Source organism: Candidatus Desulforudis audaxviator MP104C (assembly GCF_000018425.1).
Lineage (GTDB): Bacteria > Bacillota > Desulfotomaculia > Desulfotomaculales > Desulforudaceae > Desulforudis > Desulforudis audaxviator.
In genome coordinates, this window is the sequence record NC_010424.1 from 1,034,685 (window position 1) to 1,047,432 (window position 12,748).

At 61.7% G+C, this 12,748-nt stretch carries 14 protein-coding genes; 9 read left to right on the plus strand and 5 right to left on the minus strand.

The window, feature by feature from the left end; translation table 11 throughout:
• Window positions 1-6: 6 nt before the first annotated feature.
• Both DAUD_RS04920 and DAUD_RS04925 read left to right on the plus strand, forming a co-directional pair.
• Window positions 7-432, plus strand: a complete 426-nt coding sequence (locus tag DAUD_RS04920) for a copper amine oxidase N-terminal domain-containing protein (protein ID WP_012302076.1) — start codon at window positions 7-9, stop codon at window positions 430-432.
• A 50-nt stretch (window positions 433-482) separates the two neighbouring features.
• A complete protein-coding gene (locus DAUD_RS04925) occupies window positions 483-1,607 on the plus strand; it encodes an HD domain-containing phosphohydrolase (protein WP_012302077.1) in 1,125 nt (374 codons plus the stop codon).
• Window positions 1,608-1,633: 26 nt separating this feature from the next.
• Here the strand turns inward: DAUD_RS04925 and DAUD_RS04930 are convergent, their stop codons facing one another.
• The 5 genes from DAUD_RS04930 to DAUD_RS04950 form a co-directional block, all read right to left on the minus strand.
• Complete coding sequence (locus tag DAUD_RS04930; RefSeq protein WP_012302078.1) at window positions 1,634-1,972, minus strand: hypothetical protein; 339 nt, start codon at window positions 1,970-1,972, stop codon at window positions 1,634-1,636.
• 127 nt (window positions 1,973-2,099) lie between these two features.
• Window positions 2,100-3,518, minus strand: coding sequence for an ISLre2-like element ISCde3 family transposase (locus DAUD_RS04935; RefSeq protein ID WP_012302079.1), 1,419 nt, complete (start codon window positions 3,516-3,518; stop codon window positions 2,100-2,102).
• A 177-nt stretch (window positions 3,519-3,695) separates the two neighbouring features.
• Complete coding sequence (gene sigK / locus DAUD_RS04940) at window positions 3,696-4,403, minus strand: RNA polymerase sporulation sigma factor SigK (protein WP_041570830.1); 708 nt, start codon at window positions 4,401-4,403, stop codon at window positions 3,696-3,698.
• Between the two features lie 145 nt (window positions 4,404-4,548).
• Window positions 4,549-4,950: a type II toxin-antitoxin system VapC family toxin gene (locus DAUD_RS04945; protein ID WP_012302081.1), complete on the minus strand. Its 402-nt coding sequence runs from the start codon at window positions 4,948-4,950 to the stop codon at window positions 4,549-4,551.
• Window positions 4,938-5,183 carry a CopG family transcriptional regulator gene (locus tag DAUD_RS04950; RefSeq protein WP_012302082.1) on the minus strand — a complete coding sequence of 82 codons (246 nt, stop codon included), beginning with the start codon at window positions 5,181-5,183 and terminating at the stop codon, window positions 4,938-4,940. Before DAUD_RS04950 ends, DAUD_RS04945 begins: the two co-directional genes overlap by 13 nt.
• Before the next feature lie 264 nt (window positions 5,184-5,447).
• On the opposite strand from DAUD_RS04950, the gene mobAB reads away from it, so the two are divergent.
• From mobAB to DAUD_RS04985, 7 genes are all read left to right on the plus strand, one after another.
• Entirely contained in the window at window positions 5,448-6,572 is a 1,125-nt protein-coding gene (gene mobAB / locus DAUD_RS11560) for a bifunctional molybdenum cofactor guanylyltransferase MobA/molybdopterin-guanine dinucleotide biosynthesis adaptor protein MobB (RefSeq protein ID WP_012302083.1), read from the plus strand.
• A 3-nt stretch (window positions 6,573-6,575) separates the two neighbouring features.
• Window positions 6,576-7,109 carry a YqeG family HAD IIIA-type phosphatase gene (locus DAUD_RS04960; protein WP_012302084.1) on the plus strand — a complete coding sequence of 178 codons (534 nt, stop codon included), beginning with the start codon at window positions 6,576-6,578 and terminating at the stop codon, window positions 7,107-7,109.
• The gene (gene aroE, locus DAUD_RS04965) at window positions 7,096-7,965 is read left to right on the plus strand and encodes a shikimate dehydrogenase (RefSeq protein ID WP_012302085.1); all 870 of its coding nucleotides are present in this window, start codon (window positions 7,096-7,098) and stop codon (window positions 7,963-7,965) included. Before DAUD_RS04960 ends, aroE begins: the two co-directional genes overlap by 14 nt.
• Window positions 7,966-7,996: 31 nt before the next feature.
• The gene (gene aroC, locus DAUD_RS04970) at window positions 7,997-9,166 is read left to right on the plus strand and encodes a chorismate synthase (RefSeq protein ID WP_200858738.1); all 1,170 of its coding nucleotides are present in this window, start codon (window positions 7,997-7,999) and stop codon (window positions 9,164-9,166) included.
• Between the two features lie 79 nt (window positions 9,167-9,245).
• Window positions 9,246-9,806, plus strand: a complete 561-nt coding sequence (locus DAUD_RS04975) for a shikimate kinase (protein ID WP_456298443.1) — start codon at window positions 9,246-9,248, stop codon at window positions 9,804-9,806.
• The gene (gene aroB / locus DAUD_RS04980) at window positions 9,745-10,827 is read left to right on the plus strand and encodes a 3-dehydroquinate synthase (RefSeq protein ID WP_041570831.1); all 1,083 of its coding nucleotides are present in this window, start codon (window positions 9,745-9,747) and stop codon (window positions 10,825-10,827) included. The genes DAUD_RS04975 and aroB overlap by 62 nt, the downstream gene beginning before the upstream one ends.
• 32 nt (window positions 10,828-10,859) lie before the next feature.
• A complete protein-coding gene (locus DAUD_RS04985; protein WP_012302089.1) occupies window positions 10,860-12,554 on the plus strand; it encodes a GspE/PulE family protein in 1,695 nt (564 codons plus the stop codon).
• The last annotated feature ends 194 nt before the right edge of the window (window positions 12,555-12,748 follow it).

Sequence of the window (12,748 nt, forward strand, 5' to 3'; positions counted from 1 at the left end):
TGCAAGATGAGCAGATACCTCACCATAGCCGCGATGGTGTTACTGTTGTCCTTTAGCTTCCTGATCGGGGCGGACGCGGTGGAGAACCGCGGCATCATAGTCGATGGCACCCGCCTGGTGACGAACGTCAATGCTTACGACGTGGCCGGGCGCATTATGGTGCCGTTAAGGCCGCTGGCCGAAAGGCTGGGGGGGCGGGTAGATTTCAATTACGAAACCGGAATGGTGGAAGTCCGTCGGGGTCAAAAGCACGTAATAATACCTCAGCATTCACTGACCTATTACGAAAACGGGCGGCCCAAGCGTACCGAATGGCCTGCTGAGATTGTGAACGGACGCATGATGGTGCCTTCCAGCCTGATCGACGATTTTTTTGGTTCCAAAACCTATTGCGACGGGCGGAACGGATTCGTGATCGTACTCAGCCGGTAGGCTGATCGTTGGCGGCGGATAGCGGAAAACCATCCCATGGAGGCCTCATTATGAGCGAGATCGAATTCAGGCTGGCGGCCCTGGAAGAGCGCATCAGGGAACTAGAAACCGTCCTTGAAGTCAGCGGGGTGATCAGTGCCACCCTGGACGCTGACCGGATAATGGACGTGGTGCTGGATGCCTGCATGGGGGCCGTAAGCGCAGAAGCCGGCACGCTCTGGATCCTGGATGACGAATACCTGTTGCCGGTGGCCACTCGCGGCCCCAAAGCCGACCGCCTGCAAGAGTTGAAGCTGAAAAAAGGGGAGGGTCTGGCCGGCCAGGTCTGCGAAGGCCGGGAGCCGGTGTTTGTAGAGGACGTAACCAGGGACGAGCGCTGGGCAAGCCATTTTGGCGAGACCACCGGGTTCATCACCCGTTCAATGCTGGTGGTTCCCCTGTTTACCGAAGAGAAGAGTGTTGGTTCACTGCAACTGATCAACAAACTGGATGGCGCGCTTTTCAATGACGCGGATTTGAGGATTAGCAGAGCCCTCGCGCTTCACTCGGCCAAGGTCATCGTCAACAGCCGCCGGCACGTGCAGCAGCGCCGGTTTCTAAACTCTCTGCTCGCTGCTGTTGCGGACTTGCTTGATGCGCGGGATCCGCGAGCCAAGGGGCACTCGGAGCGTGTCAGCCAATACGCTCTTCTAATTGCTCAAGAGTTGGGGCTTGACCCGGAGGAACAGGATTTGGTTCAATGGGCCTCCCTGCTGCACGACGTCGGCAAAATCACCGTACCTGAGGAAATCCTGGCGAAAGCCCACCCGCTGGACGTGAGAGCCTGGGAACAGATCAACCAGCACCCCATCCAGGGGGGGAACATCATCATCCAGCTTAGACCTAAAAGCCTGACCCGTTACTTGTGGGCCGGGGTGCGCTACCACCACGAACGCTACGACGGCAACGGCTTCCCCACGGGTCTGTCGGGGGAGGATATACCGCTGGTGGCCCGGATCATCGCCATCGCCAACGCTTTTGACAACATGGTTAGCACCGAGCGCTACGGCCCGGCCGTGGCCGCGGTAGAGGCCCTGGAGGAAATCGAGCGCTGCGCCGGTACCTGCTACGACCCAAAGCTGGTGGATGCTTTTGTATGCGCAATGCGTTCCCGCCTGACCGCGACGCAGCCGTAGCAGAGATCAAGAGATCAATAGTTAAGTTAACGTCGCTTATTCTTTAACACCAGTATCTCCTGCCAGTGCCGGTCAAGTCTTTCATCCTGGCGGTTCTGCCTTTCTTCGATGCGGGCAAGGCTTTCCAGCATAAGGCCGCGGGCGTCGTAAAGACCCCTGATTTTATCGGTGATTTCGCCTTCCACATGGGCGGCCAGCTTGCTCAGGTCTTTGGCGATCTTCTCCTGGCCCTGGCGCAGTTTATGCTGGCCCTGGCGGAGTTCTTTCAGTTCCTGGGCTTGGGCTTGCTGGCCCTGGCGGAGTTCATTTTGGCCCTGGCGGAGTTCTCTCAGTTCGTTGAGAATCTCTCTTAGGACGTCATCCAAGGCGGCGGCCTCCCTTGGTGAAGGTATTAGGTACATATTACCACAGACGGTGAGCGATGGGAATGCCGAAAGGGCATGGGTCCGTGTCAAGACTTAGTAGGCGATCTCCCAGCCGATTTAATTTGAATTAGACCGTAGACCACCTCGGTGAACTAATCTCTCTTACTATGTGCTTGACCCAGTGTTTTCCGGCGTGCGGTCCTTCAAGGGCGGGCACGTTGGCTTGAAGCCAGGCCTCGGGATCTTTGCCGAAGCGTTTGGGCAGTTGGATTGCCTCGGCTCCGACAGCCTTTTTCAGTAGGTCGAACCGGGGTTCCGAGTGTACCGCGTATCTGTCCAGCTCATCATTAGCCCGTACCGCTAACAGGCGTCCCATCCGTTCCGCACCGGCCGGGCTCCAACGCGCCCCAATCCGCTTTGTTCGCCTGGCGATGGTGTGACGGACCTGGCCCTCGATCGCACCTAAACGGTCTCCCTCCGGCAAGGCGGCGATACCTTGCCAGTTAGCCAGGAGATACTCCTTAAGCCGCATGATCCCGTTACGGCGTGCACCCCGGTTGACCCGAATCGCCTGATCCAAGGCGGAAACTACCGCATCTTGGTTTAGCTCGGCTAACCCTTCGGTGACAGTTTCATAGACGTTGCTGCTGTAACTTAAAGCCTCGGTTAAACGCCGGCGCAGGTGGAAGGGGTCAAGGTGGTAAGTCGCCCCGGGGAACATCTCCAGGCCTTGTTTGATCCACTCGGCGCCGTCCCCACCAATGCGGATCCGCTCTACCCTGCTAAGGTCCCACTTGTGGCCGAAGGCCGCCCCGGTGTCTTCCCAAGCCACCCGGCTGCCCCTGGCGGTGGCCACCGTGTAACGGTTCACCAGTTTCCGGGTCTTTTGTTCCCTGCCCTCGTAGCCGATAAACAGCTTGATCTCACCAAACGCCTTGGGCGACCGCTGCAAGGGTATTACTACACCATCGGCTTCAATGGATAACTCCCGAACCTCCTTGCCGCCTTCAGGAACCACACCGTCTTCAAAGACGGCCTCGCGTAGTGCCTCAGCATCCCGGGCGGCCTTTTCTCCAGCATCCTGAACCTTAGACCAGACGGTCATCCAGTGAATCCCCGGTACTAGAAAACCCATAACCCGGGCCGCGCGCCTGAAGGGCATCTCCGTGCCTAGCTCCAGGATCATACGGGTCATCCGCGGTGTCACCCGTTGGCGTTCAGGGATTCCCAAGGCTTCGTCCAGAAGGAACCGGTACGCGCCGGTCTTCTGGTTACGGTACAGTCGGCGCTTAACCGTAATCTCACCGAAGCTGGTGACCAGGGTCCGCGACCGCTGTCCCACGTTCTTGAGGGCTGGATCCCGCTTGCCGCTTAACTCAAGGTCAATGTGTGCCAGCGCCTCCTCCAGCATTTTGCCGCCTGCCTGTTGAACCAACCGCTGCACCCGCTCTTCCAACTCATCCACATTGCGCACCGACCTGAACACCTCAAAAATTCCCTTGGCCAGAAACAGGACTACCTCAAGCAGAAAGCGAATCTTGAACATGAGACCTCACTCCTTTGGCGGGGAGGGCTTCCCCTCAGGGGAAGCCGTTTTGAGGTCTCACTTCTATTTCCGACCTCACATCTCCTACTTAAACCTTACACTCACAGGGCATGGCCCCGGCCGCCGCCCTGGCGTCGGCAAGGCAGGGCTTTCATCAGAAATTTCGGAAGGCGGTCTTTACCTTGCGGGGTCGAGCGAGAGTTCCTTGACGAGTTTGTTCAGCGCCCGTTTTTCGATGCGGGACACGTAGCTTCGGGAGATGCCCAGGTCCTGGGCGATCTCCTGCTGGGTCTGCCGGGTGTCGTCCACGAGCCCGAAGCGCAGGGCCAGCACCTTCTTCTCCCGCCGCGAGAGCTTGTGCATTTTCTCCAGCAGGCGACGCTGTTCGAAGTGGGTCTCCACTTTATCCTCAACCACTTCCGGATTGGTGCCCAGGATGTCGATCAGGGTGATTTCGTTTCCCTCCTTGTCAACCCCGATGGGGTCCTGCAGGGAGACCTCGAAACGGGTCTTCTTCACGGTACGCAGGTGCATGAGGATTTCGTTCTCGATGCACCGGGCGGCGTAGGTCGCCAGGCGCGCGCCCTTGTGCGGGTTGAAGGTGTTGATGGCCTTGATGAGGCCGATGGTGCCGATGGAAATGAGGTCGTCCGTGTCCTCCCCGGTGCTATCGTATTTTTTGATGATATGGGCCACGAGACGCAGGTTACGCTCGGTCAGGATATTTCGGGCGTGTTCGTCACCGGCCAGCATGCGCCGGACATACTCTTTTTCTTCTTCGCGGGAAAGGGGTTGGGGAAAGGAATTGTTGGTGATGTGGGAGAGCAGCAGCACGACACCGTTGATCAACGAGACGACGCCGGCGGTGAGGACGGCGGGCAGCATGGCGACACCTCCAAGAAAGGGATGCATGTAAATGGTATGCGGTGGGGTGCTGATCTGTGACATTTCTACATTATCGTAGGGTACCAAGAAGTCCGGGAGCACGCGCACCGTCCGGCCGCACCGCTTATCTCGTCGAACGGTGCAATTACTGGGTGATTTGCGTTGGAGTAAAGACTTGGAGCCCGTCAATGCGTGCGAAGTGAGCGGCGTTACCGGTCACGATGGGTATTCTGTTGGCCATACAGATACCGGCGATAAAGACGTCCCGCGTGCCAATAGTCTGCCCGTGCACGCGCAGTTGTTTCTCAATTTCGGCCGCACACGCAGCGGCATCCATATCAAAGGGTAGCACGCCCAACAGCCGGTACATTTTCTCAATGAGTCGCACCTTTTTGCTGTCTTGCTCAAGGCCGACTCTTAACTCAAACAGTGTCACGGCGGTGAGAACTCCTTCTCCGGTATTCAATAGTGCTGCAAAGCAACTCTTGTCCGGTTCATGACCCCTTAGAAAACCAATTATCACCGAGGTGTCAATTACGATTCCCACCGCTCCCACACCTTCCGGATCTTGTTTTCAACTTCCCGGGCCTCAGTGTCTTCGAGGGTGCCGGCCAAGGAGAGGATCTCCTTGATATCTGTGTCCCGGGCGTGTGCGTACTTAGCCAGATACAGATCCAGTGCTTCATTTACAATTTGCGAGTACCCTCTGAAACCGCGGCGTGCGGCGATGGCCAGAAGTTTGGCTCTCTTGTCATCCGGTATTTCAATGGTGGTTCGCATTGCTATTCCCCCTTTAATGCATTATAGTATTTGAATGCATGTTATGCAAGTCGCTGTATCGGCGGCGCCAGCCTATGCCCGAGCCCCCACAAATTGGTTTTATTTTCCGTTTGTGAGAGTGGGCCGACCGATTTGTTGCAGGCGGTGGGCGCTTTCTCGATGAACAGCTGCCATGAATCCTCGTGTTGTTGCAGGGGGATGCACCGAAAACGGCGAAGAATCAAGGATCAAAAGCAAAAGCAGGCTCCGGGGAGGAGCGGTACTTTGAACCGTTCTTGGTATTCCGCGGCCGTTCTGGCCGGGGGCAAAAACTCACGGATGAATGTGCCCAAAGCCTTCCTTGACGTGGGCGGAAGGCCGATTATCCAGCGGGTGCTGGATGAAATCCGGCCCCATTTCGACGAGACAATGATCATCGCCAATGAGGACGCCGGTTACACCGGCCTGGGTGTGCCCGTGTACCCGGACCTCATCCCGGGGCGGGGCCCTTTGAGCGGCATTCACGCGGCGCTCTCGCATGCGGCCCACCCCTGCACTTTTGTCGTGGCATGTGATATGCCGTTTGTCAACGGCCGTCTGGCCCGGCTAGTTGCGGAAAAGGCCGAGGGCTGGGATTGTGCGGTGCCCAAGGCCGGAAAGCACCCGGAACCGCTGTTTGCGGCCTACACGAAGAGTTGCCTGCCCGCGGTGAACGAGTGCCTGGAGCAGAACCGCCTGAAGGTGATGGATTTGTTGTCCCGGCTGCGGGTAAATTACGTCGAAGAAGATCTGGTGGCCTTGACGGGGCCGGGGGATATCTTTTTTAATGTAAACAACCCGCAAGACCTGAGTCAGGCGCGGGCGCTGGCCCAACCCGGCGGTTCCCGGCCGGAAACCGGGTTCTCCGGGCGGCCGCCTCTTTTTTGCGTGGTTGGCACCTCGAATTCCGGAAAGACCCTGCTGGTGACCCGGTTGGTGCAGGAATTCCGGGAGCGGGGTTTCCGGGTGGGTACGGTGAAACACTGCCCGCACGGCGCCGATATGGACGTGTCCGGCAAGGATTCCTGGCAGCATTCGCGGGCCGGGGCCGAACTGGCGATGGTGACTACGCCTGGCCGGCTGGCCCTGTTCCGGGAGTTGCCGGCCGAGTTGTCCCTGGAGGAGGTCGCGGCTCATTTCCGGGGGCTGGACCTGCTGATCGTGGAGGGCTATAAACATCTGGACTATCCCAAGATACTGGTCCGGTCCGACCGGAATTGGCCGGGCAACCCGCAGGGGTTGTTCGCCTTGGTCGGTCCGGGTTTGCCGGAACTCGACCTCCCGGTGTATGATCCGGAGGATGTCAAGGGTCTCGCCGCCGCGGTGGTCGACCGTCTTGGCTTGAACCGGCAGCTGGCTGGGGGGGTGTAGAGCGTGTTCCGTCTCTTGTTTCCGGACCTGTACGTACCCACAATCTATGACGTTGACCCCGAGTATCTCCGCCGGCGGGGCATCCGGGGACTTATTTTCGACCTGGACAACACCATCCTGGAGCGTGGGGAAAGAACCCTGCCGCAGGAGGTGCTGGACTGGTTTGACACACTTAAGGCTCAGGGGTTCAAGATTTCGATCGTCTCCAACAGCCGGTCCCGCAAGGCCGAGGGGATGGCGAAGTCCCACGGGATTCCGGCCGTCTTCCGGGCGGTGAAACCGCGGCGCGGGCCTTTTTTGAAAGCGATCGAACTGATGGGGCTCACCCGCCGGGAGACGGCGGTGGTGGGCGACCAGATATTTACGGATGTGGTGGGCGGAAACCGCCTGGGGCTCTTCACCATTCTGATCAATCCGTTGCCGGGCAAGGAGTTTATCGGCACCACTCTTTTCAGCCGCCAGTTGGAGAAGCTTTTGCTACCCCGCATCCGGAACCGCCACGGTTTCAGTAGGAGGCCGGGCCATGATCGACGCTAGCACCCGGCTGGTGGTCCTACTGGGTTACCCGGTGCACCACAGCTATTCCCCCGCGATGCAGAACGCCGCCTTTCGGGCGGCGGGCCTGAATCTGGTGTACCTGGCCGCTCCGGTGCCGCCTGAACGATTGGCGCCGGCGGTGGCGGCGGTGGCAGCGCTGGACATGCCGGGGGCGAATGTGACCGTGCCGCACAAGGAACGGGTGCCGGCCTTCCTGGACGAAGTCGCCCCGGAGGCCCGGCTGCTCGGGGCCGTGAATACCATTGTGCACCGCAACGGCCGCCTGGTTGGCCACAACACCGACGGGACCGGTTTCTTGCGCGCGCTCCGGGAGGCCGGATACGACCCCCGGGGAGAAGCGGTCGTAGTCTTGGGCGCGGGGGGGGCGGCGCGCGCCGTGGCGGTCACCCTAGCCCTGGAGGGCGCGAAAGAGATCGTTGTTTTCAACCGCACGTTGGACCGCGCGCATCAGTTAGCCGCGCTGGTCCGGGAGCGGGGGTGCGGGGGGGCGGCGGCCCTGGGCTGGGAGGCGCTGGAGGGGCAAACCCCCGAAGCGCGAGCCGCCTTCGTCCGGGCGGGGCTGGTCGTGCAGACCACCTCTTTGGGGATGTCCCCGCGGCTGGAGGACGGTCCGCCCGTTCCGCCGGAATGGATGTCCGCCAATCATCTGGCGTACGACCTGGTGTACAACCCGTCGGATACCGCCTTCCTGAGGATGGCCCGGAAGGCCGGGGCCCGGACCGCCGGCGGGGCCGGGATGCTGTTGCACCAGGGTGCCGCAGCTTTCGAACTCTGGACCGGGCGGGACGCGCCGCTCGCGGCGATGAAACAGGCCCTGGAGGCCTGCCTGGCATAATTGTTATGGAAAGCGGGGTGCATGCTCCTTGCTGCGCTATCTGACGGCCGGGGAGTCCCACGGCCCGGCCCTGATCACTATCGTGGAGGGACTACCGGCCGGGCTCGCCGTGGAAGCGGGTTATGTGGATCGCCAACTGGCCCGCCGGCAGGGAGGCTACGGCCGGGGTAAGCGGATGGCGATCGAACAAGACCGGGTGCGGATCCTGTCCGGTGTCCGGGGGGGGCTGACCCTGGGAAGCCCGGTCTGCCTGCAGATCGAAAACCGCGACTGGGAAAACTGGTCGACGACAATGGCACCCGGTCCGGAGGCGGACACCGGCGACCGGGTGGTGACCCGGCCCCGGCCCGGGCACGCCGACCTGGCGGGGGTTTTGAAGTACGGGCACAAAGACGTGCGGAACGTGCTGGAGCGGGCCAGCGCGCGCGAAACGGCGGCCCGCGTGGCGGCCGGTAGCCTAGCCCGGCGCCTGCTGGAGGAGTTGGGGGTCGAAATCCTGGGCCTGGTGGTGCGGATCGGCCCGGTACAGGCGCGAATTCCGGAGGTGCCGCTGGATGCCCTGCGCGCCCGGATCGCCGAGTCCAGGGTGATGTGCCCGGACCCCTACGCGGGCTTAAGCATGGTGGAGGAGATCGACCGGGCGCGGGATGACGGAGACTCGCTGGGCGGAGTGTTTGAACTGCACGCCTTCGGGGTGCCGCCGGGTCTCGGCTCCTATGTCCAGTGGGACCGGCGCCTGGACGGGCGCCTAGCCGGGGCGCTGATGAGCATCCAGGCCGTCAAGGGCGTCGAGATCGGCCTCGGGTTTGAGGGTGCCGCCCAGCGGGGCTCGGAGGTCCAGGATGAGATTTTCCACAACGGCGAAAAAGGGTTTTACCGGACGAGCAACCGGGCCGGCGGCATTGAGGGCGGGGTGTCGAACGGGCAACCGGTTGTGGTGCGGGTAGCCATGAAGCCGATTCCGACCCTGCGCCGGCCGCTTGCCAGCGTGGACCTGGTTTCGCTGACACCCTCCGAAGCGGCCTTTGAGCGTTCGGACATCTGTGCGGTGCCTGCGGCATGTGTAATTGGGGAGGCGGTGCTGGCCTTTGAACTGGCCCGTGCCTGCTTGGAGAAGTTCGGGGGGGACAGCATGACCGAACTCCTGGACAACCACCGCCGCTACCTGGAAAGGATCCGCGCCAACCGGGCGGGCGGCTGACCGTCCCCCGAAAAAAGGGGCCTGGCCCCTTTTTTGGGCGCGGCGGCGGGGAGTTGGAGGAGGTGGCCGCTTGCGCAACGTGATCCTGATCGGCTTCATGGGCACCGGCAAAAGCGCGGTGGGGTGGCGCTTGGCCCGGATCCTGGACCGTCCTTTTCTGGACACCGACTCCGAAATCGAGCGGCTGGCCGGCAAGCCGGTGCGCCGGATTTTCATTGAAGACGGAGAAGTACGGTTTCGCTCGGAGGAGGCGCTCCTGTGCCGGAAGCTGGCCGTGCCGCGGGGATTGGTGGTGGCCACTGGCGGCGGCGTGGTACTGAACCCGGAGAATGTGGCTAACCTTCGGGCCGGCGGCGTGCTGATCGGTCTTTCGGCCGACCCCGAGGTGATTTACCAGCGGGTCAGGCGAAAAAAAAGCCGCCCCTTGCTCCGGGGCAATGTTCGGGCACGCATCCGGGAGCTCCTCGAGGAACGAGCGGGGGCGTATGACGTCGCCGAATTCACGGTGGACACGGGGATGCACAGCCTGCCGAAAACGGTGGGGTTGATTATGGAGTTCTTGAAGGAGCGGGGGTACCTTGAGGCGGGAAGTGACAGTGAATCTGGGGGCGTCCCGGAGTTACCCGATATTTCTCGGTGAAGGTATTCTGCCCGGCCTGGGTGACGAAACCCGAAAGCGGGTGACCGGCGGCCGGGTGCTGGTGGTGACCAATCCCACGGTCGGGAGCCTGTGGGGACGCGAGGCCGAGCGGAGCCTCGCCGAAGCGGGATTCGCGGTGTACCGGGCCGAGATTCCGGACGGGGAAGAGTACAAGACGCTGGACACCGCGGCCCACCTGTACGACCGCGCCTTTGAGGCCGGCTTGGACCGGAGCTGCGCCGTGGTCGCCCTGGGAGGCGGCGTGGTCGGCGACGTCGCCGGTTTTACGGCCGCGACCTACATGCGCGGGGTACCCCTGGTCCAGGTGCCGACCACGCTCATGGCCCAGGTGGACAGCAGCGTGGGCGGTAAGGTGGCCGTGAATCACCCCCGGGGGAAGAACATCATCGGGGCGTTCTACCAGCCGGTGCTGGTGCTGGCCGACGTGGGCACCCTGCGCACTCTCCCCGGACGGGAACTGCGGGCTGGGATCGCGGAGGTCATCAAATACGGGGTGATCAGCGACGCCGCCTTTTTCGGCTGGCTGGAGGAAAACCTGGAACGGCTCCTGAAAGGGGATCCGGAGGCTCTGACGTATGCGGTGGAAATGTCCTGCCGGATCAAAGCCCGGGTGGTGGAGGCCGACGAAACCGAGCAGGGCTTGCGCCGGGTCCTGAACTACGGGCACACGTTCGGGCACGCCCTGGAGGCCCTGACCGGTTACCGGGTTTACGTGCACGGGGAGGCGGTGGCCGTGGGCATGGTGGCAGCGGCGAAGCTTTCCGTGCTCCTGGGACTGCTGGACGAAGAGTCGTACAGCCGTATCGAACAGCTGGTCCGGCGGGCCGGGCTGCCGGCGGACATTCCGGCGGACCTGTCCTTCGAAGCGGCATTGACCTGCATGGAGCGTGACAAGAAGGCGCAGGACGGGCGGATCACTTTCGTTCTGCCCGAAGCAGTCGGCCGGGTGGGGTTCTACCCGGACCCGCCCGCTGATATGCTGCGCCGCCTGTTTTCTTGACGGAGCCGGGGCGGTTGGAGAGGGGGTAGGCCGTGAGAACGGAGACTTCCCGGAAACTCCTCGGGGAAATCCTGCTTGAGAAGCGGGTGATCACCGCCGAGGCCTTGCAGGAAGCCCTGGATCTTCAAAAACAAACCGGGGAGCGCCTGGGCCGGGTGCTGGTGGACCTGGGATATGTGAGCGAGCATGTCCTGGTCGAGGCGCTCGCCGGTCAACTGGGGATCCGGTACGTACACCTGGACGGCCTGGCGCTCGACCCGGAGCTTGTCCGTAGTGTTCCGGAAAAGCTCATCCGGCGCCACAAGGCGGTACCGCTGCGCCGGGACGGGAGTCGGCTGCGGGTGGCGATGTCGGACCCCCTGAACGTAACCGCCGTCGACGACCTCCGCCTGGTTTCAGGTTGCGAAATCGATCCGGTGCTGGCGCTGGAATCCGAGTTGGATCTGGTCATCAGAAAGCACCTGGGGTTCCCCGACCTTGAAGAGACCGCCGGTGTGTTTGACGACGTCGAGGTGGTGCGCTCCGAAGTGGTCAGCCTCAATCCCGGGGAGCCGATGGATGACGAGGCGCCTGTGGTCCGGGTGGTCAATTCGATGATTATGCAGGCGATTCGCGACGGGGCCAGCGACATGCACGTGGAGCATCTTGAAGAGCAGGTCCGGATACGGTGCCGGGTCGACGGCCTGCTGCGCGACCTTACCGTTCTGCCGCCGAAGTTCCGCTACCCGCTGGTTTCACGCCTGAAGATAATGGCCCGGCTGGACATTGCCGAGAAACGCGTGCCGCAGGACGGCCGCTTCCAGGTACGGTACCGCGGCCGGGAAATCGACTTTCGGGTGTCCACAATGCCGACGGTGTTCGGTGAGAAGGTGGTCATCCGGATCCTGGACAAGACCAGGATGATCAACCGAGTGGATAAACTGGGCTTTTCCGCCGCGAACCGGCAGCGTCTTACCGGGATACTCCGCCACCCGTACGGAATGGTGCTCATCACCGGGCCCACCGGAAGCGGAAAGACCACCACCTTGTACGCCATCCTGAGTGAACTGAACTCCCCCGCGCTCAACGTAATCACGATCGAGGATCCGGTTGAGTATATTTTGCCAGGGGTCAACCAGATCCCGATCAACCCCCGGGCCGGGCTGACTTTTTCCCGCGGACTGCGCTCCATTTTGCGCCAGGATCCCGACATCATCATGGTGGGGGAAATCAGGGACGCGGAAACGGCGGAGATCGCGGTGCGCGCGGCTACCACTGGGCACCTTGTTTTTTCTACCCTGCACACCAACAACGCGGTTGGCGCCCTGTCCCGCCTGGTGGACATCGGCATAGAGCCTTTCCTGGTCGCTTCCAGCGTGCTGGGTGTGGTGGCGCAGCGGCTGGTGCGGGTGATCTGCCCGCGCTGCCGTGAGAGTTACCACCCGGCCCCGGGCGGCCTGGAGCGGTATTTTGCGGGACAGGGTCCTGATGAAACGGTCACCCTCCACCGGGGGATGGGTTGCACCCATTGCGGCCGAACGGGCTACCGCGGCCGAACCACCATCGGCGAAGTATTGCCCCTGTCGGCCGTTCTCCGGCAGATGGTGTGCGCCCGGGCCGGCGAGGGAGAGCTGGAAAGCCAGGCCGTCCGGGAGGGGTTCATCCTGATGAAGGATGACGGTCTGGAGAAGGTGCGCCGGGGAATCACCACCGTCAGCGAAATCATGCGGGTGGCCTACGTCGACTAGCGGCGGGTAGACACCTCCTTTGCCCCAAAACCACTTCCGCGTCCGTTTCAATCTAAGGTGTCCGTTTTTATCTTCATTGTCCTCGTGCACAACATTTTCCAATGTTCGGCAGGAAATTAAGTCCCGGTGTAGAATATTGTTCCAAATCAGGTAAGGTGCTCTGTTATTTCCTCTTAAAGGGGGATTTTCTCCTG

What these genes read in the sequence shown, in the direction of transcription:
- DAUD_RS04925 (WP_012302077.1), top strand. Translation starts at nt 483, where the DNA reads ATGAGCGAGATCGAATTCAGGCTGGCGGCCCTGGAAGAGCGCATCAGG.
- DAUD_RS04950 (WP_012302082.1), bottom strand. Translation starts at nt 5,183, where the DNA reads ATGCGAACCACCATTGAAATACCGGATGACAAGAGAGCCAAACTTCTG.
- sigK (WP_041570830.1), bottom strand. Translation starts at nt 4,403, where the DNA reads ATGCTGCCCGCCGTCCTCACCGCCGGCGTCGTCTCGTTGATCAACGGT.
- DAUD_RS04920 (WP_012302076.1), top strand. Translation starts at nt 7, where the DNA reads ATGAGCAGATACCTCACCATAGCCGCGATGGTGTTACTGTTGTCCTTT.
- DAUD_RS04935 (WP_012302079.1), bottom strand. Translation starts at nt 3,518, where the DNA reads ATGTTCAAGATTCGCTTTCTGCTTGAGGTAGTCCTGTTTCTGGCCAAG.
- aroE (WP_012302085.1), top strand. Translation starts at nt 7,096, where the DNA reads ATGATCGACGCTAGCACCCGGCTGGTGGTCCTACTGGGTTACCCGGTG.